The following is a 22,512-nucleotide window of genomic DNA, read 5'->3' on the forward strand; positions in this document are numbered from 1 at the left end:
GTTTAAAAAAATGAGATATAAAAAATCCGACGCAATGTGCGTCGGATTTTTTTGTTTTCCCAGCGTGTCTTAAACTTCCAGGTTCCAATCTTTATATTTCGGATGTTTTGCGCGGACAACATCGTCGAACAACGCGCGTAATTTTTCTGTGACCGGTCCCATCATGCCGCTGCCGATGGGGCGGTAGTCCACTTTGGTCGCGGCGACAATTTGGGCGGCTGTGCCGGTCATGAATAATTCTTCCGCGATGAACACCTCGGTTCGGTCGATCGAACGCTCCACCACTTCAATCCCGAGTTCATTACGAGCCAGTTCCATGACACTGCGGCGGGTGATGCCTTCAAGGATGTTATCCGTGGAAGGCGGTGTGACCAAAACCCCGTCACGCATCATAAAGATATTCATTGCCGAGCCTTCAGACACATGCCCGTTGCTGTCAAGCACAATCGCTTCGTCAAAGCCTGCGCGGTTCGCATCTGTTTTTATTAAGGCTGAGTTTGCATAAGCCCCGGCTATCTTGCCGCGCGCAGGGATGACGTTGTCATCAATACGCCGCCAGGATGAAAAGGTCAGGTGCGCGCCCGCGTCGTTCTTTACATATTTCTCAAAAGCCATCACGAACATCGAAAATTCATCGCGCAGATCATGCAGTCGGACGCCAATGCCCATGTCCGCTTTGTAGATGGTGGGGCGCAGGTAGATATCCTCCTGCCAATTGTCTGTCCGCAAAAGATCGAGTGTGATCTGGATCAACCCTGCTTCATCATACGGGATGTTCATTGCCATCATGCGCGCCGAATTTAAAAGGCGGTGATAATGATCGTAGGGACGAAAAACAAAGAGTCGGCCCTTTTCTTCGTTCCAGTATGCGCGCATTCCGCTGAACACAGCAGTCCCGTATAAAAAGCCATGTGTGGCTATATTAATTTTCGCTTCGCTTAAAGGGACAATCTTTCCCTCAAAGAAGGCGTGCTTAGAAAGATCCACTTGCACCTCCGGCAGGATAAATGGTGAATCGCTTGCTCGGAAATTATACCCGATTGACCGTGCCCCATTTTTTGCCCCCGGCTGGCGCTGTTCCCAAACATATCCTTGACATTTGACGGATTCCCTCTTAAAATCTAATTCGATGTTTATCAAATTAGATTTACGGAAGTGAAATATGGATGCAAGCCCTGAAATGCTCGATTATATAAAAGCCATGTCCAACCCGGACCGATTGCGGATCATTGGCCTGTTATCGCAGGAACGCGCCACCCGCGCAGAGATAGCCGCGCGGCTGAACCTGTCGGTGAAGGATTCGTTGACCCACCTGGGATTTCTTGAATTCGTAGGCGCTGTCAGCCAGACGGACGGCGTCTACATGTTGAACAACGACAAACTTGAATTGCTTGCGCGTGAAAAACTGGGAGAGGAGCACCCTTCCTTTATTCCGTCCGAAGGATTGGATGAGCGAGCCAAAAAAATATTGAAAGCCCATCTCAACCCGGATGGAAGCATCAGGCAAATTCCTGCTCCGCCGAAACTGCAGGTGGTCCTGAATTACCTGGTCCAGTTCTTTGAGTTCAACACAAATTACACCGAGAAGGAAGTCAATGCCATTTTGAAACGCTTTAACGAAGATACAGCAGGCCTGCGCCGTGACCTGGTGGATGCGAATCTACTGGCCCGCATTAGTGACGGCTCACGCTACTGGCGTGTGAATGAGGATTCCAAATGAGCGATGAGGTCATCAGCTTCTTCAAGGTCTTTGCGGATGCGAACCGTTTGAAGATCGTTGGTCTGCTCGCCCAGCAGCCTTATAGCGTGGAGGAACTCGCCGCGCTGCTTGATCTAAAACCATCCACAGTGTCACATCACCTTTCGAAGCTGGCGCAGATCGGGCTGGTCAGTGCCAGGACGGAGAGTTACTACAACGTCTATCAACTGGATGAGAAAGCGCTGGAACTTAAATCGCGCGATCTTTTCTCACAGGAGAATCTGGCCGCTTCTGTCGCGGATGTGGATGCGGGTGCTTATGACAATAAAGTCGTCAAGGATTTTGTCCGCAAGGATGGAAGCCTGAAAACGATTCCCGCCCAGCGAAAAAAACTGGAGGCTGTTTTGCGTCACGTGGTAAAGGCATTTGAGTTGAATAAAAGATATAGCGAGAAAAAGGTCAACGAGATATTAAGCCGGTATCATGAAGATACCGCCAGCCTAAGGCGCGAACTGGTCGGCTATGGATTGATGAAACGCGAAGGCGGGGGCGGGGAGTACTGGCGTGAGTAATAAAACGTTCCAACGTTCAAACGTTGGAACGTTTTTCTTTAAGCGAGAAACTTTCATCTCCGCTCAAAGGCATGTTCAATGGCGCAGAGTCCAACGACATCACTTTGCTGTTGGAAAAGAAACCGAAATCGAAATTCGTGGAGTCGCCCGCCTGTTTGCCGGGGACAGGCATCAGCCGCGCGGTGAGCGGTTTGTCGAGCCGCATCGCCAGCGCGGAGAGATCCAACAAAAGCGGGGCGATCTGTTCGGCAGTGGTATCGCCCGCTAATGGAACTGTATCCAATCCCGTTCCGCACACCGCGGAATACAGCAGGGCATCCTTGATGGTCAGCGTGCCTTCGGCGGCGCGTTTCGCAAGGACAGAATCTTCCAGGATCGGCTGCATAAATCCGCTGAAGCCAGTGTGGGGAAAATCTGCGCGGTCTATGGCTTCGGTCAGGATTGCGGCGGCCGCCAGAGAGCCATGTAAACCGATCTTTGATATGCCCATATTTTCCACAGCCTGACCCAGTGAATGTGCGTCATCAGGGAAAGGCGCGAGCGAAAAATCAATGCCAAGGAATTTGATCTTGGATAATACCGTCGAGGCGATCTGCGCGATGGCTTGACCATGCCTTTCTACATCCGCGATCAGGTCTCCTCGTCCTTCATCCAATGTTTTTTTGCTGTTAAATGCCTTTACCGCCAGATCAGCGGATTCGGTCGCGATCGCGAAGGCGGGTTCATCCTTATCGTGATAGGCGGCGGGGAAGAAGGGCGCGCCTGCCTTGACGTTTGCCAGCGCGGCGAAGCGCAAATTGGCAAATCCGTCCGGCGTGATCGTGGACGCCTGCTGAATGATCTTCGCGCAGGCTTGTATGGCTTTCAGCGAAATCCCATTTTTCCGGTCTGCCATGACCCCGCTGAAGAAGATGTTTTTGCTCGCGGCGATCGCTTCGGGAATGACCTCATAGCTTTCAGGGAATTCAATTAACGCGGGACCCAGTGACGCATACGCTACATTGATCTGCGGCAATAGCTCTTCCAGTTGCTGAGCCAGCCGGGCTAGTTCGTTCACTTTGCCGTGCAATAATCTGGTAAATGGAATGGCTGCCAGGCGGGTGGTTTGAACTTCATATCCAGCCGCTTCATACGTGGATTTTGCCTGTACTAAAAATTCCCCCGCTTTTTCCAGCGCTTTCCCGTCGAGCGGGTATTGGGGATTAAGGAAATAGGTGATGGAACGGATTTTCATAAGGACTCGTTGAAGGTTGGAATTTTACAGGTTTGAGCGTTGTCGTACCACTTCGAACATCAGCACTGACCCAGCTGCGCCTGCATTTAAAGATTCGATATTTGTATTCATCGGGATCGTGATTTTTGCTTTCGCCAATTTTCTTGCGGAGTCGCTTGCGCCTTTGGCTTCACTGCCGATGATCAACGCGACCGGTTGACGCAAGTCGGTTTGCCAGCAGGGTTGACCATCCATATCCGCCAGGAGAACCTGTATCCCCGCCAGGTTTACAAGTTGATCGATCTCATCCCAACTCATCGAGCGGATCGGCAAATGGAAATGCGCGCCCATTCCAGAACGCAGGACTTTTGGCGAGAACGCATCAGTCGTTTCGGGCGGAAGGAGGACAGCCTGCACGCCTGCCGCCGCTGCGCTCCGCAATAGAGTACCAAGGTTGCCCGGGTCGCGGATCTTATCCGGGATGAGCAGAAAATTTGGGGATTCAGGGATCGGCAATTGGGCGAATTCGAGAACCGCCAGAATTCCCTGCGGTGTTTCGGTTTCGCTTAAAGATTTCATTAAGAGGGTTGAAACTTCTTCAACATCCACACCCTGCGACCGTAGACCTTCGACCTGCGACCTTCCTCTTTCACTTAAAGCCTCATCATACAGAGCGAATCGAAATCCCCAATTACTGACCGCCGCTTCTTCGATCAGCCGCACACCGTCAACAACGAACGCGCCAGCTTCGCGGCGTTCCTTTGCGCGTCCCTGCAATGCGCGGACCAGTTTTAGCTTGGGGTTATGGGTGGATGTGATCATGGGAAAGGATGAAAGATAAAGGATAAAGAATATACGATGAAGATTAGCCGCCCCAAACTTTCAAAAATGGCTGAATGGTTGCGTTGTCAAACAAAACAATACGGACTATTTTCAAGAATGAGTCTTTTGAGCTTGAAAAATATTTATTGATGGATTTAAAAATGATCTCCGCCGCGCGGTCTTTTGGGAAGCCGAATATCCCGGTTGAAATGGCGGGCATGGAAATGGACGAACACTTTAATTCATCGGCAACTCTTAAGGAACCAGTGACTGCGTCTGCAAGTTTGGTATCTTCTTCGCCGTCGCCCCAGACGGGACCCACAGCGTGGATCACGTATTTCGCAGGCAGCGCCCCGCCCGAAGTCCAGGCGGGATGCGTGTGTGAGACCGGTCCATGCTGACGGATCCATTGATCGCTTTCTTCCTGAATGATCTCCCCGCCGCGCCGCACGATCGCCCAAGCCACGCCGCCGCCATGCTGTAACTGGTCATTGGCGGCGTTGACAATCGCATCCACTTCTTCAACGGTGATGTCGCCTTGAACGATCTGCAGGGTCTGCCCTGTGGAAAGATTTTTTTCAACTAAAGTGGAATTCACACTTTTATTTTACCCCGTTAAAAAAACTGGTCGGGATGAAAATCCCGACCAGTTTTTTTATTTCGTTTTTGCAACTACCGCGGCGAATGCCTGGGGATTGCGGATCGCGATGTCAGCCAGCATCTTGCGGTTGAGATCGATGTTCGCCTTCTTGAGCGCAGACACCAATTTGCTGTAGGTGGTGCCGTTCAAGCGGGCAGCCGCGTTGATGCGGGCGATCCATAACTTGCGCAGATCGCGTTTGCGTACGCGGCGGTCACGGGTGGCGTACCACAGGCTCTTGAGCATGGCTTCGTTCGCACGTTTGAACAATGTGCTCTTCGAGCCGCGCTGGCCCTTCGTGATCTTCAAAATTTTCTTGTGACGTAGATGCCCTTGCGGGCCTCCTTTTACGCGCATTTCTTATACCTCCTGCAAACTCGCGGGCGTCGGTGGGTTACACCAGTTGCGTACACCCGAAAGCCGCAAATAAAAAATTGACAACGGCCGGAATACTATTCCATGTTTGGTGCAAGACGCTTGATGCGTTTGATGAACTTACGACCCTTCACTACGATCATTTCGCTCAATAACGCCTTGGTGCGGTCCGATGTGCGGCGTCGTAAATGGCTCTTGCCGCCTTTGGTTCGCACCAGTACGCCGGAGCCCGTTAAACGAAATCTTTTGGATGTCGCCTTGTGGGTCTTCAGCTTTAATTTGCCTGACTTCTTTGGTTTGCGAGGCATTGCTTTTCGCTCCTTTCAAAAAATTAACCGCGGATTCACTTGCTCCCGCAGACTATCAACATGGGTAGGATATTGCGCTCGTTAGGCAGTCGCTTCAGACTTCGCGTCGGTCTGCTCGGTCTTTTCCTTCTTTTTCGCTGCGCCCTTGGCGGGGACCAGCACCACGAGCATGGTGCGGCCTTCCATTTGCGGCGGTACTTCAACCACGGCGACATCGATCAGGTCCTGGACGATCTCGCGCAGATCTTCGAGCGCGATCTCAGGGTAGTCCATTTCGCGTCCGCGGAACTTGATGGTGACGCGCACCTTGTGTCCCTGGTTGAGCCAGCGGCGGGCATCGTCCACTTTGAAACCGCGGTGCGCTCCGTTGGTCTTGGGGCGCAGGCGGATCTCTTTGATCTCGATCTTGGTCTGGGCCTTCTTGGCTTCGCGTTCCTTCTTGGCCTTTTCGTAGATGAACTTGCCAAAATCCATGACGCGGCAAACGGGCGGAGTGGCTCCGGGCGAGACTTCCACCAGATCCATCTCTGCATCGCGGGCAATTTGTAATGCCTGGCGGATCGGGACGACGCCGACGTTGCCGCCATCGGGACCGATCAGGCGGACTTCGTTGACGCGGATGCCTTCATTTACTCTAAATTCGTTGGCGCTGATATGCTGCTCCTTGTTAATTATGAAACAAATCCAGCCAATTACGGCTGGTTTTTTAGCGGGGCGAATGATACCATAAAGGCGCGTGACTCGTCAAACAAAAGAGCCGATTATGGCCGGCTCTTTTTGTTTTAAACATGCGGGGTGACTTTTGCCGACAGCTTTCTTTGGGCTGGAAGCCTGTCATGCGTTCCTTGATCTGGCCGCCCTTGAAGAGCATCAGGGTCGGGATGCCCATGACGCCGTATTGCATCATGATATTCGGGTTCTGGTCGGCGTCGAGCTTGACCACCTTGACCTTGCCTTCCCATTCGCCCGCGAGCTGCTTGACGATCGGTTCGATCATTTTGCAGGGCTGGCACCAGGTGGCGGTGAAATCCACCAGCACGGGCAGGTCAGCGCCGATCACTTCTTCCTGGAAATTTTCTTCTGTTACATAATTTACATCTGTCATATTTGCCTCCGTTCGTCTTGATGCGCTGTGAACTGTGATTATTACGTTGACGTCCTGATTTTCACGTGATAGAATGCAATCCGCTTTACAGTTATGGGCTCGTAGCTCAATGGCAGAGCAGTGGCCTTTTAAGCCATTTGTTGAGAGTTCGACCCTCTCCGAGCTCACAAAAAAGCCTTCCGTTTTGGAAGGCTTTTTTGTTTTAATACGCATGTTGTTGCAAGAGTGTTTCAGAAATTATGATATGTGTTACTTTTCGTCTTCATCCAGATCGTCAAGCTCATCCATTTCTTCAAGATCGATCTCTTCCACATCATCTTCATCCAGGTCCAGGGCGAGCAGATCGAACTTGTTCAACTCTTCGTGGAATTCCAGATTTTCCAGCGCGTCTTCAAGGTACTCGACCAGGTCTTCATCTTCGGTCTGTTCAATTAAATTGACCAGATAAATGCGCGCATCCTCGCCGCCGATCTGTGAGAGTGACCATATGGCTGCGGTGATGACATTGTCGTCCACATCTTCATCTTCGAGCAGTTTCAATAGAATGGGGCCGGCCTCTTCAATGGAAAGTTCACCCGCAGCTTGCGCGGCGGCGGCCTGGATCAGCGGTTCTTCATCCAATAACATGCTGATCACATCACTGTTCCAGCGTTCATCGTGGGAGCGTCCCATGGCCAGCAGGGCAGTGGCGACCCAGGTCGGGTCTTCGCGTTGAAAGGCGGCTTCGATCAAATTGACGATCTCGGTCCGCGAGGAATACCCCAGCGCTTCAAGGCAGGCTTTGCGCAGAGAGGGATCTTCGCTGCTTCTGATGATCTGGATCAACGCGTCTTCGGCGAGGCGCTGCAGCTCCGCTTTGATCGCTTCCAGCTCGCCCAACAGGATGAACTCTCCGATCAGGAACGCGGCTTCCAAACGCGGAGCGAGATCAAAATCGTTCAGGAGAATATCGGTTAATTTTTCAACCAGCTTCGGATCTTGTGATTCGGCGAGCAGACGGATGGCGCGCGCGCGCACTTCTCCATCCAGGTCATTTAATAACGCGCGCCCGAGCGCTTCGTAGGAGACGATGTTGTCCGATTCAAATTGAGATAAAAGCCCGTCGAGCAGGAGCAGTTTTCGGGCGGGTTTGACGCTCGACCATACATCCATGAAAAGGCGCAATGACTTCGGGTCGAGATCTGAATATAGTTTCAGGTGGGTCTGCGGAATATCCTTCTTGGAATCCAGCAGGTGATCGAGGACGGATTGAAAGGTTAAGGTTTCTGCCATAAGTTAAGGGGTCGGGATCTGAACGGGGTTGACGAAATCCATCACGTTGACGAAGAGCATCAGACCGATCAGCAGCAGCATGGCGATGCCATTGACCGTGTTTTCCCAATTGGCCGGGATGCGTTTGCGGAAGAGGATCTCCGGAAGCGTAAACAGAATGCGTCCGCCGTCGAGCGCGGGGATGGGGAAGAGGTTCATGACGCCCAGCGAAATGCTCAACACGCCGATCAAATTAAGCGTCCAGTTGGTGGGTCTTGGCGCCGGCATCGTCGCGTCGGCCGGGATGGAGGCGGCTTCCTGGCGGGTGGATACATCTTCCTTTACCGCGACGTTGAACATATCAAAGATGCCTTTAAATCCAATAAAGCGCGCGTCTTCAGGCGCGATCGCGCCGCGGATCAACGCCACGGGCAGATACACAATGGTCGCGGCTTGAATCCCCGTTACTGTGAAGCCGCCTGAAACGCTCTCTATGAATGTGGCTGGTCTGGTCGGATAGCCCAATCCAACGCCAAGAGCGCCTTCAGATGCTTTTCGTGTTGAGAGGGGGGTGGCTGTCAGGGTGACCTGCTCACCGCTGCGGTCGAATATCATTTCAACGGGCTGGTCGAGATTCTCTTTAATCAGGGCGATCGCAGGTTCGATCTCGGTCACGCTTTGACCGTTGATGGAAAGTAGAATATCTCCGGCTTGAATATTGGCTTGCTCAGCGGGAGAGTTGGCAGCGACCGAGTCGATCTTGATCGACCCGGGCAGCGGCACGCCTTCAGAGCCGATCAGGAAGGAGAACACCACGATGGCGGTCAGCAAATTCATCAACGGACCGGCGAACAACACCACCAGGCGTTTCCACGGGTTGGCAGAGGCGAGTCCCCCCGGCACATTCGGGTCATTCTCACCTTTGGGGCGGATGAAACCGCCAAGCAGCAAGGCGTGGATCGTGAATTCAGTTCCCTGCCATTTAAATAGGGTTGCCAGCTTATAGGAAGGCAGTCCCAGGCCGAACTCTTCCACTTCGATCCCTGCCCAGCGCGCGGCAATAAAGTGACCGAGTTCATGTACAAATATCATCCCGCCCAGTGCGAGCAGGAATATGATCAACGAAACAAAATCAGGTACCATTATTTAATCCTTTCCCACACAATTTGTGCAGTAGAGGGATTATATCTTCAAATGGATTGGGCTAAGTTAAAGTTTGATTAGATGAATCCAGCGCTTCCCGCCCGCTGAAAGCTGATTGATCCGCAGTTTGACAGATTACACGATCTTCGCCGCTCCGCCAGAACTCCCGCTATAAGCACATTGCTCACGCCGGGCATTTCACGCAAACGCTTCTCGACTTCCCGGGCATGATCTCCCAAACACAGTACATGGACATTCGCCCCGGCATCCACTGTGTACCCAACGGGCAGCCCGCTTGCGCGCCACTCGCGCACCGCATGAAAAATCCCGACCGTCGCGGCTTGCCAGTACATTAATGGCGGATTGGATGTCATCATCACGGAATGCATGATATCCGAATCAAGTTCGATGATGTTCGCGAAGGTTTCAAAGTCTTTGTTCAGGATTGCGCTGCGGCAGATGTCCAGCCTGCGCGGTGTGTCTTCGAGGCGCGCGTTTTGCAGCGGGCTGGTCCCTGCGATGGCGTGACCTTCCGTGGAACCGGTCTTTTTGTGCGCCGCGTTAACAACCGCGACGCAGTCCACCAGATTCCAATGTTCGGGAGGCGCAATGGATTCCGCAATAGAATCGTCATCGCCCGTGCCCATCTTCCATTCGACAAATCCCGGCGGGATCGAACGTGATGCTGAACCAGATCCGCGCCGCGCGAGCCGCGAGAGCTGCGCTTCGGTCAGTGTCAAGCCGACGGCGCGGGACGCAGCGAGCGCGAGTGCCGAGAACGCCGCCGCCGAAGAGGCGATCCCGGCGCCGGCGGGAAAATTATTCTCGCTCATCACTTCCGCGTTCAAATTAATTCCAGCCGTTTCTCGCACGAGATCGAGGATATAGGAGACGCGGCTCAAGCCCTTTCCTGTCACCTCGCGCCCGTTGATGATCAACTCGTCAAATGGAAGCGATGGCTGAAAGCTGACAGTTGTGCGTGTGAACAACCCATCCAAATTCATTGAGATGGAACCATTTGAAGGGAGGCGCAATTCGTTGTTGCGGTTCCCCCAATATTTAATGAATGCGATATTGGCACAGGAAAGCGCTGTTGCTGTGAGATTAGACATTTTAGATATAGTACCTTTTCGTTATTTTCAAAGGCAATCTTGCCGCGTACATCTAGTAGTTCAATGATTTGCCGTTTGGTATTGAAGTCGGCTTGCTCTAAGCCATTCTTGATTTTAGCGCAAAACGCTTCGATATAAGATAATTGGTCATCTGTCATGGTTACTTTGCGAACATGCCCCGCAAGGTCATTTTGTTCTTTGCTTAAGTTTGTAAGCATTTGCTCTAAACGGCTTTTGCGTTCGGTTAACATCTCTTTGGGGAATTCGCCGCCAAGATACAAATCAAGCAGTTTATCTAATTGCTTTTGGTGTTCTTGAATTTGGACATCTATGAAAGCCAATCGGTCAAGTAGGGCTTGATTTGTTTGCTGTAATTCGTTTTGAACATTATCCAAACCAACGCGCAAATTCTCTGGGTTCTCAATAATCATCTTTACCCATTCCCCATACAATCGCGTCAACCCAATCACCACGCAAACTTGGCATATCACAAAACGGCAACTACCTGTCGTTTGCCGTTGCAATGGTAGTATTGATTCCCGCTTCGCATTTTTGCCCTCCGGCGGCATAACCGCATTTTGTACAAGTCAACCGCCCTTTCATTAGATATCTGGTTTTATGCCCACTCAAAAGCCTTTTGTTATATTCCTTGCGTTTTTGGGCAAGGTCAAAGGTCTCACGGTCAATAATGGCAGGCACGTTGACGGGTATCCATTCCTCTTGCGCCCTTGCAACCTGCTTGCCATAGCCGCGCTTATCTTTATGCTCTCTTTGCCTGCCGTCATCTATCATCTTTGTTTTGCCAAAGTACCAAACGCCTGTATAAGTTTCATTGGTTAGGATGTGAATAATCATAGCCCTTTGCCATACGCCCCGCCCAAATTTTTTAGCAAAATGGCTTTGCTTATCGCCGCGCGTGAGTATGCCTAACTTGGTCAATCGCTTGGCAATTGAATTTGCCGACATAGGCGCACCCTTTTCATCGCCGTGTAAATACCAACCATAAACCATTCGCACTATTGCCGCTTCGCTTTCATCAATTTCAAGCCACGCTTTATGTGCCTCTGATTTGACAGTGTAGCCATAGGGCGGGCGCGCACCTGTCAAAACAAAGCCGCTCTTTGCCTTGCCCCGTTTGCCGCGTTTACTTCGTTCTAGTATCTTTGCCTTTTCGTATTCGGCAATTACACCCTTAATTTGCTTTTGTAACCGCCCTTCATCTGTATCCTCATATTGGCCCATGACAAACTCAATCACTACACCCGCCCGCTTAAATTCTTCCTCAATCAAATACTGGTAGGCACTCTTGCGCGCCAAGCGGTCAATATCGTAAACGATCACAACGTCAATCGGATTGCGCGCCATGAAATCACGCAGCTTATTCAACTCAGGGCGATCTATTGCAGCGCCTGTGAAATCATCTGAAAAAGTTGCGGTCACTGTGTATCCGCGTTCTTTGGCGTATGAATGGCAAGCCTCAATTTGTGAGGAAAGGCTATATCCCTTTGCTTGTTCGTCTGTGCTTACTCTTGAATAAATTGCCGCGTTCTTGGTCATGTTCTTATATTCCTTTCCCCTGCCCGCCATAGTCACCCATGACGGGCAGGCTAAAACATCAGTTACGCTTGCGTCGATTTCTCTGTTATCGTTGTGTTACCTTTACCAATGGCAGGGGTAACAATGTTCCTGTTACGCCATGCCGCCTGCTTGCATGCCTTGTTGCAGTATTGCCGCCTGCCGTGCCTGCCCGCGCTAATCCGCTTGCCGCAAGCAGGGTTGTTGCAATAGGTATCAGGGCGGGGCGTCTTAGTCTTGGGGGCAGGCTTTATGGTTATTTGCTGCCCTCCTTTGTTTCTGCTAAAGGGCTTGTCACCGTGTTTTGATAAATTACAGGGCCGGCTTTATCTGCCTTACGCGCCGCTTGATAGCCTTGCAACCATTCGCGCCAATCCAACCATTCGGGCAATTCATCATCTTGTTTTTCTTGATTTGCAGATAAACCCAATGCATTAGCGTTACCAAACCGCGCCTTAAATTCTTCAAGATATTGATCTGCAAGTTCTGGGGCTTTGGCGTCAACGATTGCGCGCCCTTGCCTTTCAATAGCCGCCATGACTTTCAACTCTAACAAGCCTTCCATAACAGCCTCGCTGATGCGCTTTTGTGTCTCACTATCGGCAAGGTGGTATAGGACGGTTGCGATCACATTTGCACCAATCAAACCATTCAGGGCAAGAATTACGGTCTTAACTTCTTCGGGTTGCAAAGTTGTAATCATGCCGCTTTGCCCGGCCCGTAACAAACTATCAAATGTAAACAAGGCGATTGCGCCAGCTAAGTCTACAAGAGTCATAATTCCCGCTGTGACATATTGTCCAATAGAACGGGCGGCATACATGAATACAAGCAACCAAACAAGCATGCCGATCTCAGTACCCGCAAGCCCAAAATATCCATTGGCTTTTTGACCTTCGGGCAATGTGCTTTGAATAAAATCAAGCCCTCTGCCCGCACTCCAGGCAATTAACATTACAGCTAGGACAAAGAAGAAAACCTTTGCCGCGTATTTAAGAATCGTTGTCATTTTGTCACCTTACAATTTATATATTTTGAATTCACCCATCCTTGCAAACCGCTTGCGGTCTTTACTGCAAGCCAGCCATTGACGGCTTGAGCTTGGGTCTGGGTCAATGTTTCGCCCTCATGCAATATTGTTGCAATAAGGCAATGAATACCGCCGCAAGTTCGTAAGTTCAATGCGCCCGCGCCGACACCTGTTCTAACTTGGCATATGGTTGGGGCAGGGGGCGGGTTTGCGTGGTTTGTTTGCTTTGACATGGGCAGGGGTATTGCCGCGCCGCTTTGCGGGGCGGTCATTGAACAAGCCAATACAAGCAAGGGCAAGGTGTAAAGTAGTATTTTTGTTTTGGTCATAAGCCTCCATTTGATCTAATTCCCCATGCCAAAACAAAAACCGCTTGGGCGATTGCCGCAAGCGGGTAACAGGTGAGACATGATAGAATCTGTCCCAGCCCTTGCGCCGCTCTCTGGCGTGGGGGTCAGGGCGTGTATCGCGCTTCCAACGCTTTACTCGCCCGTTATAACGGGGTGTGATGTCGTATGTTACGACATGCAGATTATACTACTTTTCATGGGGCTTTCGGTGTGGCTTTTTCTGGGTCTCTATATATGCTAAAAGAGAATCACGGTTGACCTGCCAGACAATGCTAAATTTTTTTGCTTTTATTTTGCCTTGTCTAATTAGCCGCGTGATATGTTCGGGGTTATAGCCACTTATGTTAACCGCTTCCTTTACGGTTAACCATTCGCCATTGGTCACCATGATTTGCACTCCATGAATGGGATTATACACGCCCGCGTAACTGATACACGTTTGCAAATATTCAATTGTAAAAGTTCTATTTTTGTATCCAGATAAATTTTTATTCGGGGTGGCCGGCAATCTTCAAAATTTTTGCAGCAAGTTCAGGGGGTAATGTTTCAAGCCATTCTTGAAAAGTTCTCTCTTTGCCGTCTTTGCATAAAAACATGCCACGCTTACGAGCATCCCTGAAACGGCGAATAAGATCTCCGTTTTTATTTGTTTCTTGCCTTTTCTTTGCGATCACAGTCAAGTGGTTTATGCGGCTAGTTGCTGCCATCTTGTAACATCCTTTCCAACTCTGCAAGGCGGGTGTCAATGCGGCTATGTTTTCGGCGGAAAGATTCAACCCCATGACCTGATTGAGAAAATCAGCGGCTTCGTTTTCTGTAAAGCGTAATTCTGCAGCGCGGATCTCCGTTAACTGATTTTGGGCACGCAAGCGGGCGAGGGGCAGACGAAGGTCTTCGCGGGTGGTGATGACCAAATGCATGGATGGCGGCATGTGCTCCACCAGAAATGTGAGCAATTCATCCACATCTTTGGAATCTATCGCTTGATAATCATCAAGGACGAGAATGAAGTCGTCTTCCGTTGAGGATAATTCATTGAGCAGGGTGGTCAGCAAGTCTTTGGCAGAACTGGGCTGTGACGATTGAAGTGCCGCCAAAACACCTTCCCCGACACCAGTGATCAGGGTTTGCAGAGCCGCTATCAGGTAGGTCAAGAAGCGGGAAGTGTTGTCATCGCTTTCATCCAATGCAATCCACGCGGCAGGGACTTCCCCAGAAGTGATCCATTCGCTCACAAGGGTAGTCTTGCCAAACCCAGCAGGTGCGGAGATAAACGTCAGCTTATGCCCCTGCTTGATCCCATCTAGTAACAGGGTGAGGAGCCTTTTGCGTGAAACCAGGTTACGCCGAAGCGCAGGCGCGTTGATCTTCGTATGGATGAGTATGTTGGGCATAAAGAGGTTTTTCCAAAGCGATCTTCCCGATTGTAGTCAACGATCCTTGAATATACGTTTCGGAATCCGACTGGTTGTTAGTGAGGAAGCTCTGACTTCAGGCAAAGCCAGCCTCGCAGTCACTATATACTGTATTCCCTTGAGATTACATCGCCAATGCGATGTTTGGTTGGGCGAGGGCGGTTGCGGTGTGTAAATTCATTTTTTCTCCCTATGGCATATTTAAGAAGTTAACAGATGCCGAATCCGCGAGAAGATTTATCGGCAATGCCGAGATTTTCTCTGCAATCGGATAAGCCAACGGGCCGGGGTAAACAACAAAAAGCCGATCTAGTTCAAGATCTTGCATCGCTGTACGCATGGATGATGTCAGACGTGGAGCGTCCACCCTTTTACATTCCACGCCAATGCGATGCCCATCTTTGAGAAGCAACAAATCCAGTTCGGCCCCGCCATGTGTCGCCCAAAAATATGCTTCATCGGGGGCGGTGGTTTTCAAAATTTCTTCTATTGCATACCCTTCCCAGGATGCTCCACTTTTAGGGTGAGTGTGCAAATCCAGTTCAGAACGAATTCCTAGCAAGTAGTGAAGCAGTCCGGTATCGCGGAAATAAATTTTTGGCGCTTTAACCTGCCGCTTTTTCAGGTTTGCATGCCAAGGTTGCAAAACGCGCATCATGAAAACCCCTTCAAGGATATCCAAATAATTACGCACAGTCGGTTCACTGACTCCGAGAGATCGTGCAGGCTCTGCGTTATTCCAAATTTGGCCGTGATAGTGCGCGAGCATCGTCCAAAAGCGTAAGAGCGATGCGGCCGGGATGCGAATCCCCCATTGTGGCAAATCCCGCTCCAATAGCATTTGAATAAAATTCTTTCGCCAGGCAAGGCTGTCCACTTCCGAATTTGCCAAAAATGAAAGCGGAAAACCGCCTCGCAACCAGTGCTTTGGCTGAGATGCGGCACCCACTTCCGCAAGGCTAAAACCATTAACCGGAATGGTTTCCACTCTCCCAGCCAGGGATTCTGAAGATGAACGAAGCACCTCAGGAGATGCGCTACCAAGAATAAGAAATTTGGCAGGCAAGGGATTGCGGTCTGAGAGAACTCGTAAAATAGGGAAAAGATCCGGACGACGTTGGATTTCATCGATAACAACAATTCCGTGCAGGTCACGCAGGGCTGTCATCGGTTCTTGCAGGCGAGCTATGCTGGTTAAATCTTCCAGGTCAAAATAGTTGGATGAATCTGGAGAGACAAACTGACGGGCAAGCGTAGTCTTTCCTGATTGACGAGGGCCAATCAAGGCTGTCACCCGGCTGCGCTGCAAGGCAGTTTGAATGGTCTGTAAATAAGCGCTACGTTGTATCATGAATAAATATTACCACGAAAAAGGAAAGTGCGCCTTGTCTTTTTCCTGGCTAATTAATCAAGTACAGTGCCCCCACTTTCAGGTCGTGTTTTAATGATCCCGCTTACACACCTATATTAGTTAAAGTCATTTTTTCTCAAAAACCAGCCGTCCCGTCAGGGTAATGGAGTTTATTTCGTTACTACTTGATGAAGGCAATATTTGGATGGGCAATGGCGGTGGCTGTCATCATAAGGCGATGATACCACCACTAGATGAAAACGCTGGTTGTATAATCTCTTGAAATTGCTTCCTGGCTTTATTCCGCACAAATACGAATTCATTTGAAATTATTTTCCGCAATTAAAGTAATGAAATTGCATAAGGAGAAAATTTATGTTTGAACATTATCAGCATCTTGGTGTTTTCAGCGACTGGGTTGATGCGGCACGCCGGCAACAATCCATTTATCCAATCGCTGTCCCTGGACCGCAAACTCGATCATTAATATTTGATGTGTTGGGATTTTGTCACGAGGAGGAAAACCCACTGGAAGTAAAGATTGAAAGCAAGTGGGAGAAGGATGGGATTGTCGGAGAAGAGGTTTCCTGGTCAGTTGGGTATGGGCCGCGCACTCATGCCTATGTACTTAAACCAGCGAACGCAAAAGGATCAATTCCTGGGATCGTTGCTCTGCACGATCATAGTGATTTCAAATTTTATGGAAAAGAAAAAATCGCCGATGGCCCCGAAAAGACCCTGTCCACATTAATTGACTTCCGCCAAATCCCATACAGTGGGCGAGCTTATGCCAATGCGCTGGCGCGCGAAGGATTTGTAGTACTGGTTCATGATGTATTCCTATGGGGCAGCCGCCGATTCCCTTTGGAGACCATGATGGAAACGATGGGCAGCAAAACAGCCGACCTGTTGCGAACGAGCCAAATATCAGATGAAGTTGAGCTTTATAACACCGCCGCCTATTTTCACGAGCATTGGGTTTCGAAGTATTGTAATATTCTTGGCACCAACATGGCCGGAGTCGTTTCCTTCGAAGATCGCGTTGCCTTGAATTACCTGCGCTCACGCGCGGACGTGAATTCAAAAAGCATTGGATGCATTGGTTTATCGGGGGGAGGAAATCGGGCGGCTTTGTTAAATGCCACACATGAAAGTATTCGAGCCGCGGTCATTATTGGTTTGATGACCACATACCCAGCATTGCTCGACCATAACATGTCACACACATGGATGTTATTTCCCTTTGGTTGGTCACGGCATGGTGACTGGCCCGATATCGCCGCTTCCCGTGCTCCATCCCCCCTGCTGGTTCAATATAATATACAAGATGAGCTGTTTACAGAGGATGGGATGAGGGAAGCGCACATGCGTTTACAAAATCATTATTGGAATGTTGGAAAGCCTGATGCATATGTTGGGCAGTTCTACCCCCGGTCCGCACAAATTTGACCTCGAGATGCAGTCGGCCGCAATTGAGTGGTTAAAGAAACAATTAAAATAAAGGCGGTCGCCACTCTTCTGGCGCTGACTGCAATACCCCAACTGCTTTAAATCCATCCCGGATCATCCTGTCAATTGCGACTTGCATTTCGATCTCGCCGCGCTCCGAAGGCATGACCTGCGTCAGGTATTCCCAAATTTGCGGCGGCAGGATAAATAAAATCGAAGCTGCGTATGGACTCATGATCTCTTCCCATTTTGGTTTCTCGATAATTCGTTTCACGCGCCAAGCTGAGTCGACGTCCACGCTGGAGCGGGAGGCGAGTTCTTCAACTGGACATTCCTTCAGGCTCATTACGATCTCTGCCTGATGCTTCTCCTGTGCCTGTACAAGCTCAAGCAAAGATCCTTCCTTCAAAATGTAATCCGTTGCCACGACCATAACGGCTTCATCCTGGATCCAACCCTCAGGCACGGACATCAATGCATCCCCATTGCCTTTCAGTTCAGATTGATGCGCAAAGCTCACGGAAAGATTCCATTTCGAGCCATCGCCAACATACTCAAAGATTTTTTCTTCCAAATGATTTGTCACAATGCAAACCCGCTCCACGCCAGCCTTTGCCACCGCGCACAATACAAAATTCAATGTGGGGCGTCCATTCACTTCGAGCAAAGGCTTGGGTGTGATATCGGTATGCGGGCGTTGACGTTTGCCGCGCCCTGCCGCGAGTAAAACCGCGGAGCGAATCATTGCAAACCATCTCCCGTTTCTGCGACAAAAACTTGTGATGGCAGCTCAGGATGAATGGCAGAAAACGTCTCCGCGATCTTCTTGCAGGCAGTTTCTGCCAGGTCTCGTTCTGCCAGCGCGACCACGCACCCGCCATAGCCACCGCCGCTGAAGCGACTGCCATAGACGCCGCTTGTACTGCTGATAATTTCATGTAATTGGATTAATACATCACTGCCTGATTCGTAATTCCTGATGGACGACGCGCAAGATTGATTCATCAACTGACCAAAACGCGCCGCATCTGACTCCGCCCAAGCCTGTCTGCCTAGGTGGACACGTTCAACTTCGCTGAAAAAGTGCTCCGCCCGTTTGCGGATATTTTCAGGCAGGGAAAATTTCTTCGCCTCGAAAATTTCATGCGGGACATCGCCCAGCTTCCAGGCACCTTTTTGCAAAGAGGCTGCCGCTTCGTGACATTCCGCCACACGGACATTAAATCCGCTTTTAGTGAGTTCGCGCGAGAGGCCTGAATATGCCACGACCCAGGCGGAGTCGCTCGAGGGTGGGTCAATGACCGGGAAAACAGAACCAGTTACCGTGTCCATGAAAAGAAGCGCATTCTTCTTCCCATAGACAATACTCATGGGATCAAGTAATCCATTTTGCAATCCGAGTTGGTCGTGTTCCAATTCAAAATCCAAATGAACGAGCTGCTCATTGGAAAGTTCAATATCATTCACATCAGCCAGCGCCCTGAGATATGCCAGCCCCACCGAAGCGGATGAACTCAGCCCCGAACCGATGAGCGAACCCGTCACATGCGCTTTCATGCCGCGTTTGGGATTCAGGACCCGCGCCGCCGCCTGGGCATAGCGTATCCAGTGAGTTTTATCAAGGGTACCAATGACGAATTTTGCTTTGCCAAATTGTTCGCTCGTAATGCGAATTTCTTTGGAGTCAAGCGGTTGATATTCGAGTGTGGTTCCAAGCTTAATGGTACGCCCCAAAACCTCACCGCCTTGATGGTCAATGTGCGCGCCGATGGGGCAGATTCGGTAAGGGGAAAAGAGGGTGTCTATTGACATAAGGCAGGGTTGGTAAGATTATTTTTTTTACATTCCACGAACTATTATTTTGTAACAACAAGCATCTTTATGCGTAAGCAAGGCATTAAACTTGTCCTGTTCTGACTCGCCTGGGATCTGTTACTAATCGGCATCCCCATATCAGCCGCGCCAATACCAAATATTGTGTTCCCTTGAGATTACATCGCCAGGGCGGTCTTGGGACGGCTGATGGCGGTATCAATGGACATTGATACATTACCTTATTGGTTTTTATTTTGGAGTCTGTTTGATTCCAGACCGTTCTTGATTTTAGCGCAAAATGCCTGGATATAATTTAATCGGGCGCCTTTCAAAACCGTTTATTGCCGGGAACGCGACCATAAAAGTATAATCAGATTGAAATTAGAAAAGGAAAAGATCATGAATCCAAAAGATAAATTGCCGCCGGAAAAGGTTGATAAAGAGAATCCAGTTGTAAAAAAACAAAGCGACATCAAATCGCAGGATGAACAACTGGCTCGAATCGTAACCAAATTGTCTGAAGAAGACCCTGCCATGATCGCTGAAGTCATTAAGAAATGGCTGGAGGAAAACAAAAAATAACTTAATAGCATTTCTTGTTTTCCTGCGGTATTGTTGCTAATAAACGCGAATAATGGATAAGCCAAAACCACCATCATGTCAACCTGAGGGAGCATTTGTCGGTGACGAAAGGTCTTGGATATGACTTGGTAGAGATGCTTCGGGACAGGAAAAACCGCACCTCAGCATGACATACTTTCGTTATCCATGATTGGCATTAACTATTTTGTATATGGAGAAGCGGGGCAGGCTTTATAACCTGCCCCGCTTCTCCATATACAACCCATACCACCGCTGGGTATTCCCCAAATTGACAGATTCAAGTTAGATCCTTTGACGGGTTGCTCAATTGATTGGCGGGGATCAATCCTTGCTGGCTGTCTCCGACTTCGGTACGATTACGTCCATTTTGCTTGGCTGTGTACATGGCATTGTCTGCGCGGCGAAATACATCTTCGACGGACTCGGACGGGCGTATTTCAACAATGCCAATGCTGAGTGTAATACGCACAATCCCGTTTGGCCTGGCCAGGGACAGTGCTGATACGTCTTCGCGGATGCGCTCCGCCAGCACGTATGCCTTTTCTGCCTTCGTCATTGGCATCAGGATGATGAATTCCTCACCGCCATAGCGTCCGATGACATCCGCGCTTCGCAGGCAATTACGGGTGATCGCTGTAAGCGCTTGAAGCATCTGGTCGCCGACCGCGTGGCCGAAGGCGTCATTGACCTTTTTAAAATGATCAATATCGAACATCAATACAGACAGGGGCTTCTGATAACGCGCGGCCACCTCGAACTCGTGTTCGGCACACTCAAACAGATGACGGCGATTCTTTATACCGGTGAGTTGATCAGTACGCGCCAATTCCTTCTCGCGGACAAGGGAAGTCTGCAAGGCAATGTTGAGCGATTGCAGCGATTGTTCCCCCTGCTTACGCTCGGTAATATCCTCATGAATAATGATCACACCCCGGCGCGGAGCATGCTGCGGAACCACCGTCATGCAGAACCAGCGCTGCTGGGTGGGGGAATCGCAAGGATACTCAGTGGTGAATTGAGAGCGCGTTCCGTTCAACACGGCGCGAATGCCCAGGTCCACCTGATCTGCGACCGAGTCGCCCTGCCGCATCGCAGGCTGGCAGACATTCAGATAATTGATTCCCAAATAATCAGTGGACTGCGGGCTGTTGTTCTCCCTCGCAAATTTCCTCCAGGCTTCATTAACCGCCACGATCACCCCTTTGTCATCCAGCACCGCGATATGGGCTGTGAGCGAGTCTAATATGCCTTTGACAAAATATTCACTGTCCCGCAGGGCGGCTTGCGCCTGAGCCCGTTCGGTAATGTCTTGAAATGTTCCATGGATATCGTTATTTTCAATATCCCGCCCGCCTATGATATGCACCCACTTGTGAGTTCCCTTGGCAGATATGAATTCCAATTCAAGGTCAAAAAACTCGTTATGTTCCACGGCGCTCTGAAAGGCTTTTTCAATGACAGGTCTGGAGGCGGGCGCAAAGAATTCGATCCCCTTTCCGACACTGGGATGATGGGATCCATCCACTTCAAGGGTCAGATAGATCTCTTCCGTCCATGTCTGTTCCATTGATCCCAGGTCAACTTTCCATGCACCGACCTTGGCTATGATCCCCATTTCTTTGAGCATGGCTTCACTTCTCTTGAGATGTTCTTCTGCCAGTTTACGCTCGGTGATATCGCGTACGACCGCCCACATCCCGCACGGGCCGCCATCCTCACCGCGCAGCAGAACGGTTTGTAATTCCACCGGAAAAAGCGTGCCGTCTTTTTTTCTGTATTCCTTTTGATAGACTGTGGAGTGTCCGCGCTTTAAGACCTGATTCTCTACAATATCTGCTTCAAGGGCGCGCCATTTTTCAGGTGTGATATCCATATAGGTCAGTTGAGACAACTCGGTCTCGGAGTATCCCAGCATGGTCCTGTATATCTCGTTGCTTTCCAGAATGCTGCCGTCCATCGTCACACTGCAAAATCCATCCCGCATGGTTTCATGCAGCGTGCGATATTTTCTTTCAGAAAGCGCGAGTTCATTTTCGGCATGCTTGCGCTGTGTAACTTCCCGCCGCGCCTGATCCAGCGAGTTCCGCGTATTGATTGCCAGCGTATCCACCGCAATTGCAGCCACCAGTAAAATAAAGGTGATGAGGATGAGGTAGATCCAGATGGATATTCCGCCTTCGAAGGGCTTGGGGAGGAACCTGCCATAGATTTCGCCCAGTGCCAGCCAGCAGACCGCCGCCAGGCTCAGGCTGATTGACAGCCAGTAAAAATTGCGGTTCAAAGCCTGACCCGCAAAAATAAAGACCAGCGGGAATGCGAGTATGGCAAGATCACGGATGCCCTGTCCAATGGTCGCAATGACGGTCACGGTCGCAATGGTGAATAATACAACGAGGACAGCGCTGGAGCGCAAACGCTGACGCTTGAGCAATTCCAATGGGATAAACAGCAGGGTGCTGCCAGCCAGAGTCGCAGCGGTCAACTTCCAGTCTTTGAAGCTCAGCGCGGTGGCGAGAACGACCAGGTACACGCCCCATGATATCCAGATAAGCATGGACAGGATGCCCGCCAGTTGTCTGTTTTCTTCATTTTCATATTCAGTTTGCGATGAACCCGGTTTCATAAATTTTCCCCATCCATTCAAATAATCACGATCTGATCGGGTAATATCTCTGCATGTACCA

General features: G+C 50.2%; 24 protein-coding genes and 1 tRNA gene. 5 read left to right on the forward strand and 20 right to left on the reverse strand.

Annotation, left to right across the window (positions count from 1 at the left end; all coding sequences use genetic code 11):
- Positions 1-69: 69 nt before the first annotated feature.
- Complete coding sequence (locus IPL17_RS20125) at positions 70-987, reverse strand: branched-chain amino acid transaminase (RefSeq protein ID WP_345308875.1); 918 nt, start codon at positions 985-987, stop codon at positions 70-72.
- Positions 988-1,162: 175 nt separating this feature from the next.
- Between IPL17_RS20125 and IPL17_RS20130 the strand changes: the two genes are divergently transcribed.
- Complete coding sequence (locus IPL17_RS20130; protein ID WP_345308876.1) at positions 1,163-1,720, forward strand: DUF2087 domain-containing protein; 558 nt, start codon at positions 1,163-1,165, stop codon at positions 1,718-1,720.
- Entirely contained in the window at positions 1,717-2,271 is a 555-nt protein-coding gene (locus IPL17_RS20135) for a metalloregulator ArsR/SmtB family transcription factor (protein WP_345308877.1), read from the forward strand. Before IPL17_RS20130 ends, IPL17_RS20135 begins: the two co-directional genes overlap by 4 nt.
- 16 nt (positions 2,272-2,287) lie before the next feature.
- Here the strand turns inward: IPL17_RS20135 and IPL17_RS20140 are convergent, their stop codons facing one another.
- From IPL17_RS20140 to trxA, 7 genes are all read right to left on the reverse strand, one after another.
- Positions 2,288-3,505 carry a DUF711 family protein gene (locus tag IPL17_RS20140; protein WP_345308878.1) on the reverse strand — a complete coding sequence of 406 codons (1,218 nt, stop codon included), beginning with the start codon at positions 3,503-3,505 and terminating at the stop codon, positions 2,288-2,290.
- A gap of 24 nt (positions 3,506-3,529) precedes the next feature.
- On the reverse strand, positions 3,530-4,306 hold the full coding sequence (locus tag IPL17_RS20145; protein ID WP_345308879.1) for an RNA methyltransferase: 777 nt from the start codon (positions 4,304-4,306) through the stop codon (positions 3,530-3,532).
- A gap of 43 nt (positions 4,307-4,349) precedes the next feature.
- The gene (locus IPL17_RS20150) at positions 4,350-4,904 is read right to left on the reverse strand and encodes a macro domain-containing protein (RefSeq protein ID WP_345308880.1); all 555 of its coding nucleotides are present in this window, start codon (positions 4,902-4,904) and stop codon (positions 4,350-4,352) included.
- A 57-nt stretch (positions 4,905-4,961) separates the two neighbouring features.
- Positions 4,962-5,303 (reverse strand): 50S ribosomal protein L20, encoded by a 342-nt coding sequence (gene rplT / locus IPL17_RS20155; RefSeq protein WP_345308881.1) that lies wholly within the window; start codon positions 5,301-5,303, stop codon positions 4,962-4,964.
- A gap of 95 nt (positions 5,304-5,398) precedes the next feature.
- Positions 5,399-5,629 (reverse strand): bL35 family ribosomal protein, encoded by a 231-nt coding sequence (locus IPL17_RS20160; RefSeq protein WP_345308882.1) that lies wholly within the window; start codon positions 5,627-5,629, stop codon positions 5,399-5,401.
- 81 nt (positions 5,630-5,710) lie between these two features.
- Positions 5,711-6,352: a translation initiation factor IF-3 gene (gene infC, locus IPL17_RS20165; protein WP_345308918.1), complete on the reverse strand. Its 642-nt coding sequence runs from the start codon at positions 6,350-6,352 to the stop codon at positions 5,711-5,713.
- A complete protein-coding gene (trxA, locus tag IPL17_RS20170) occupies positions 6,336-6,845 on the reverse strand; it encodes a thioredoxin (RefSeq protein ID WP_345308919.1) in 510 nt (169 codons plus the stop codon). Before trxA ends, infC begins: the two co-directional genes overlap by 17 nt.
- Here trxA and IPL17_RS20175 point away from each other — a divergent pair.
- Positions 6,830-6,901: transfer RNA gene (locus IPL17_RS20175), tRNA-Lys, on the forward strand. The genes trxA and IPL17_RS20175 overlap by 16 nt on opposite strands.
- Before the next feature lie 82 nt (positions 6,902-6,983).
- On the opposite strand, the gene IPL17_RS20180 is transcribed toward IPL17_RS20175, so the two are convergent.
- The 9 genes from IPL17_RS20180 to IPL17_RS20220 form a co-directional block, all read right to left on the reverse strand.
- Entirely contained in the window at positions 6,984-8,006 is a 1,023-nt protein-coding gene (locus tag IPL17_RS20180; protein ID WP_345308883.1) for a HEAT repeat domain-containing protein, read from the reverse strand.
- 3 nt (positions 8,007-8,009) lie between these two features.
- A complete protein-coding gene (locus tag IPL17_RS20185; protein ID WP_345308884.1) occupies positions 8,010-9,128 on the reverse strand; it encodes a M50 family metallopeptidase in 1,119 nt (372 codons plus the stop codon).
- Between the two features lie 77 nt (positions 9,129-9,205).
- Complete coding sequence (gene mvaD, locus IPL17_RS20190; RefSeq protein ID WP_345308885.1) at positions 9,206-10,240, reverse strand: diphosphomevalonate decarboxylase; 1,035 nt, start codon at positions 10,238-10,240, stop codon at positions 9,206-9,208.
- Entirely contained in the window at positions 10,129-10,671 is a 543-nt protein-coding gene (locus IPL17_RS20195; RefSeq protein ID WP_345308886.1) for a hypothetical protein, read from the reverse strand. Before IPL17_RS20195 ends, mvaD begins: the two co-directional genes overlap by 112 nt.
- Positions 10,672-10,741: 70 nt before the next feature.
- Positions 10,742-11,797 (reverse strand): recombinase family protein, encoded by a 1,056-nt coding sequence (locus IPL17_RS20200; RefSeq protein ID WP_345308887.1) that lies wholly within the window; start codon positions 11,795-11,797, stop codon positions 10,742-10,744.
- A 274-nt stretch (positions 11,798-12,071) separates the two neighbouring features.
- Entirely contained in the window at positions 12,072-12,824 is a 753-nt protein-coding gene (locus IPL17_RS20205; protein WP_345308888.1) for a hypothetical protein, read from the reverse strand.
- Positions 12,821-13,174 carry a hypothetical protein gene (locus IPL17_RS20210; protein WP_345308889.1) on the reverse strand — a complete coding sequence of 118 codons (354 nt, stop codon included), beginning with the start codon at positions 13,172-13,174 and terminating at the stop codon, positions 12,821-12,823. Before IPL17_RS20210 ends, IPL17_RS20205 begins: the two co-directional genes overlap by 4 nt.
- A gap of 509 nt (positions 13,175-13,683) precedes the next feature.
- Positions 13,684-14,589 carry an AAA family ATPase gene (locus IPL17_RS20215; protein ID WP_345308890.1) on the reverse strand — a complete coding sequence of 302 codons (906 nt, stop codon included), beginning with the start codon at positions 14,587-14,589 and terminating at the stop codon, positions 13,684-13,686.
- Positions 14,590-14,800: 211 nt separating this feature from the next.
- Positions 14,801-15,919: an ATP-binding protein gene (locus tag IPL17_RS20220; protein ID WP_345308891.1), complete on the reverse strand. Its 1,119-nt coding sequence runs from the start codon at positions 15,917-15,919 to the stop codon at positions 14,801-14,803.
- 417 nt (positions 15,920-16,336) lie between these two features.
- Between IPL17_RS20220 and IPL17_RS20225 the strand changes: the two genes are divergently transcribed.
- A complete protein-coding gene (locus IPL17_RS20225; RefSeq protein ID WP_345308892.1) occupies positions 16,337-17,410 on the forward strand; it encodes an acyl-CoA thioester hydrolase/BAAT C-terminal domain-containing protein in 1,074 nt (357 codons plus the stop codon).
- 43 nt (positions 17,411-17,453) lie between these two features.
- Here the strand turns inward: IPL17_RS20225 and IPL17_RS20230 are convergent, their stop codons facing one another.
- The gene (locus IPL17_RS20230) at positions 17,454-18,155 is read right to left on the reverse strand and encodes a nucleotidyltransferase family protein (protein WP_345308893.1); all 702 of its coding nucleotides are present in this window, start codon (positions 18,153-18,155) and stop codon (positions 17,454-17,456) included.
- Positions 18,152-19,222, reverse strand: coding sequence for a galactokinase family protein (locus IPL17_RS20235; RefSeq protein WP_345308894.1), 1,071 nt, complete (start codon positions 19,220-19,222; stop codon positions 18,152-18,154). The genes IPL17_RS20230 and IPL17_RS20235 overlap by 4 nt, the downstream gene beginning before the upstream one ends.
- Positions 19,223-19,624: 402 nt before the next feature.
- On the opposite strand from IPL17_RS20235, the gene IPL17_RS20240 reads away from it, so the two are divergent.
- The gene (locus IPL17_RS20240) at positions 19,625-19,807 is read left to right on the forward strand and encodes a hypothetical protein (RefSeq protein ID WP_345308895.1); all 183 of its coding nucleotides are present in this window, start codon (positions 19,625-19,627) and stop codon (positions 19,805-19,807) included.
- Between the two features lie 298 nt (positions 19,808-20,105).
- Here the strand turns inward: IPL17_RS20240 and IPL17_RS20245 are convergent, their stop codons facing one another.
- Positions 20,106-22,451: a diguanylate cyclase gene (locus IPL17_RS20245; protein WP_345308896.1), complete on the reverse strand. Its 2,346-nt coding sequence runs from the start codon at positions 22,449-22,451 to the stop codon at positions 20,106-20,108.
- Positions 22,452-22,512: the final 61 nt, after the last annotated feature.

This window comes from Candidatus Villigracilis saccharophilus, assembly GCF_016711665.1.

Excerpts from the sequence above, each read along its gene's own strand:
- IPL17_RS20140 (WP_345308878.1), bottom strand. The coding sequence starts at position 3,505 with ATGAAAATCCGTTCCATCACCTATTTCCTTAATCCCCAATACCCGCTC.
- IPL17_RS20145 (WP_345308879.1), bottom strand. The coding sequence starts at position 4,306 with ATGATCACATCCACCCATAACCCCAAGCTAAAACTGGTCCGCGCATTG.
- mvaD (WP_345308885.1), bottom strand. The coding sequence starts at position 10,240 with ATGTCTAATCTCACAGCAACAGCGCTTTCCTGTGCCAATATCGCATTC.
- IPL17_RS20195 (WP_345308886.1), bottom strand. The coding sequence starts at position 10,671 with ATGATTATTGAGAACCCAGAGAATTTGCGCGTTGGTTTGGATAATGTT.
- IPL17_RS20235 (WP_345308894.1), bottom strand. The coding sequence starts at position 19,222 with ATGTCAATAGACACCCTCTTTTCCCCTTACCGAATCTGCCCCATCGGC.
- IPL17_RS20130 (WP_345308876.1), top strand. The coding sequence starts at position 1,163 with ATGGATGCAAGCCCTGAAATGCTCGATTATATAAAAGCCATGTCCAAC.
- IPL17_RS20200 (WP_345308887.1), bottom strand. The coding sequence starts at position 11,797 with ATGACCAAGAACGCGGCAATTTATTCAAGAGTAAGCACAGACGAACAA.
- IPL17_RS20245 (WP_345308896.1), bottom strand. The coding sequence starts at position 22,451 with ATGAAACCGGGTTCATCGCAAACTGAATATGAAAATGAAGAAAACAGA.
- IPL17_RS20230 (WP_345308893.1), bottom strand. The coding sequence starts at position 18,155 with ATGATTCGCTCCGCGGTTTTACTCGCGGCAGGGCGCGGCAAACGTCAA.
- IPL17_RS20180 (WP_345308883.1), bottom strand. The coding sequence starts at position 8,006 with ATGGCAGAAACCTTAACCTTTCAATCCGTCCTCGATCACCTGCTGGAT.
- IPL17_RS20215 (WP_345308890.1), bottom strand. The coding sequence starts at position 14,589 with ATGCCCAACATACTCATCCATACGAAGATCAACGCGCCTGCGCTTCGG.
- IPL17_RS20185 (WP_345308884.1), bottom strand. The coding sequence starts at position 9,128 with ATGGTACCTGATTTTGTTTCGTTGATCATATTCCTGCTCGCACTGGGC.
- IPL17_RS20205 (WP_345308888.1), bottom strand. The coding sequence starts at position 12,824 with ATGACAACGATTCTTAAATACGCGGCAAAGGTTTTCTTCTTTGTCCTA.
- IPL17_RS20240 (WP_345308895.1), top strand. The coding sequence starts at position 19,625 with ATGAATCCAAAAGATAAATTGCCGCCGGAAAAGGTTGATAAAGAGAAT.
- rplT (WP_345308881.1), bottom strand. The coding sequence starts at position 5,303 with ATGCGCGTAAAAGGAGGCCCGCAAGGGCATCTACGTCACAAGAAAATT.
- IPL17_RS20135 (WP_345308877.1), top strand. The coding sequence starts at position 1,717 with ATGAGCGATGAGGTCATCAGCTTCTTCAAGGTCTTTGCGGATGCGAAC.
- IPL17_RS20160 (WP_345308882.1), bottom strand. The coding sequence starts at position 5,629 with ATGCCTCGCAAACCAAAGAAGTCAGGCAAATTAAAGCTGAAGACCCAC.
- IPL17_RS20225 (WP_345308892.1), top strand. The coding sequence starts at position 16,337 with ATGTTTGAACATTATCAGCATCTTGGTGTTTTCAGCGACTGGGTTGAT.
- IPL17_RS20210 (WP_345308889.1), bottom strand. The coding sequence starts at position 13,174 with ATGACCAAAACAAAAATACTACTTTACACCTTGCCCTTGCTTGTATTG.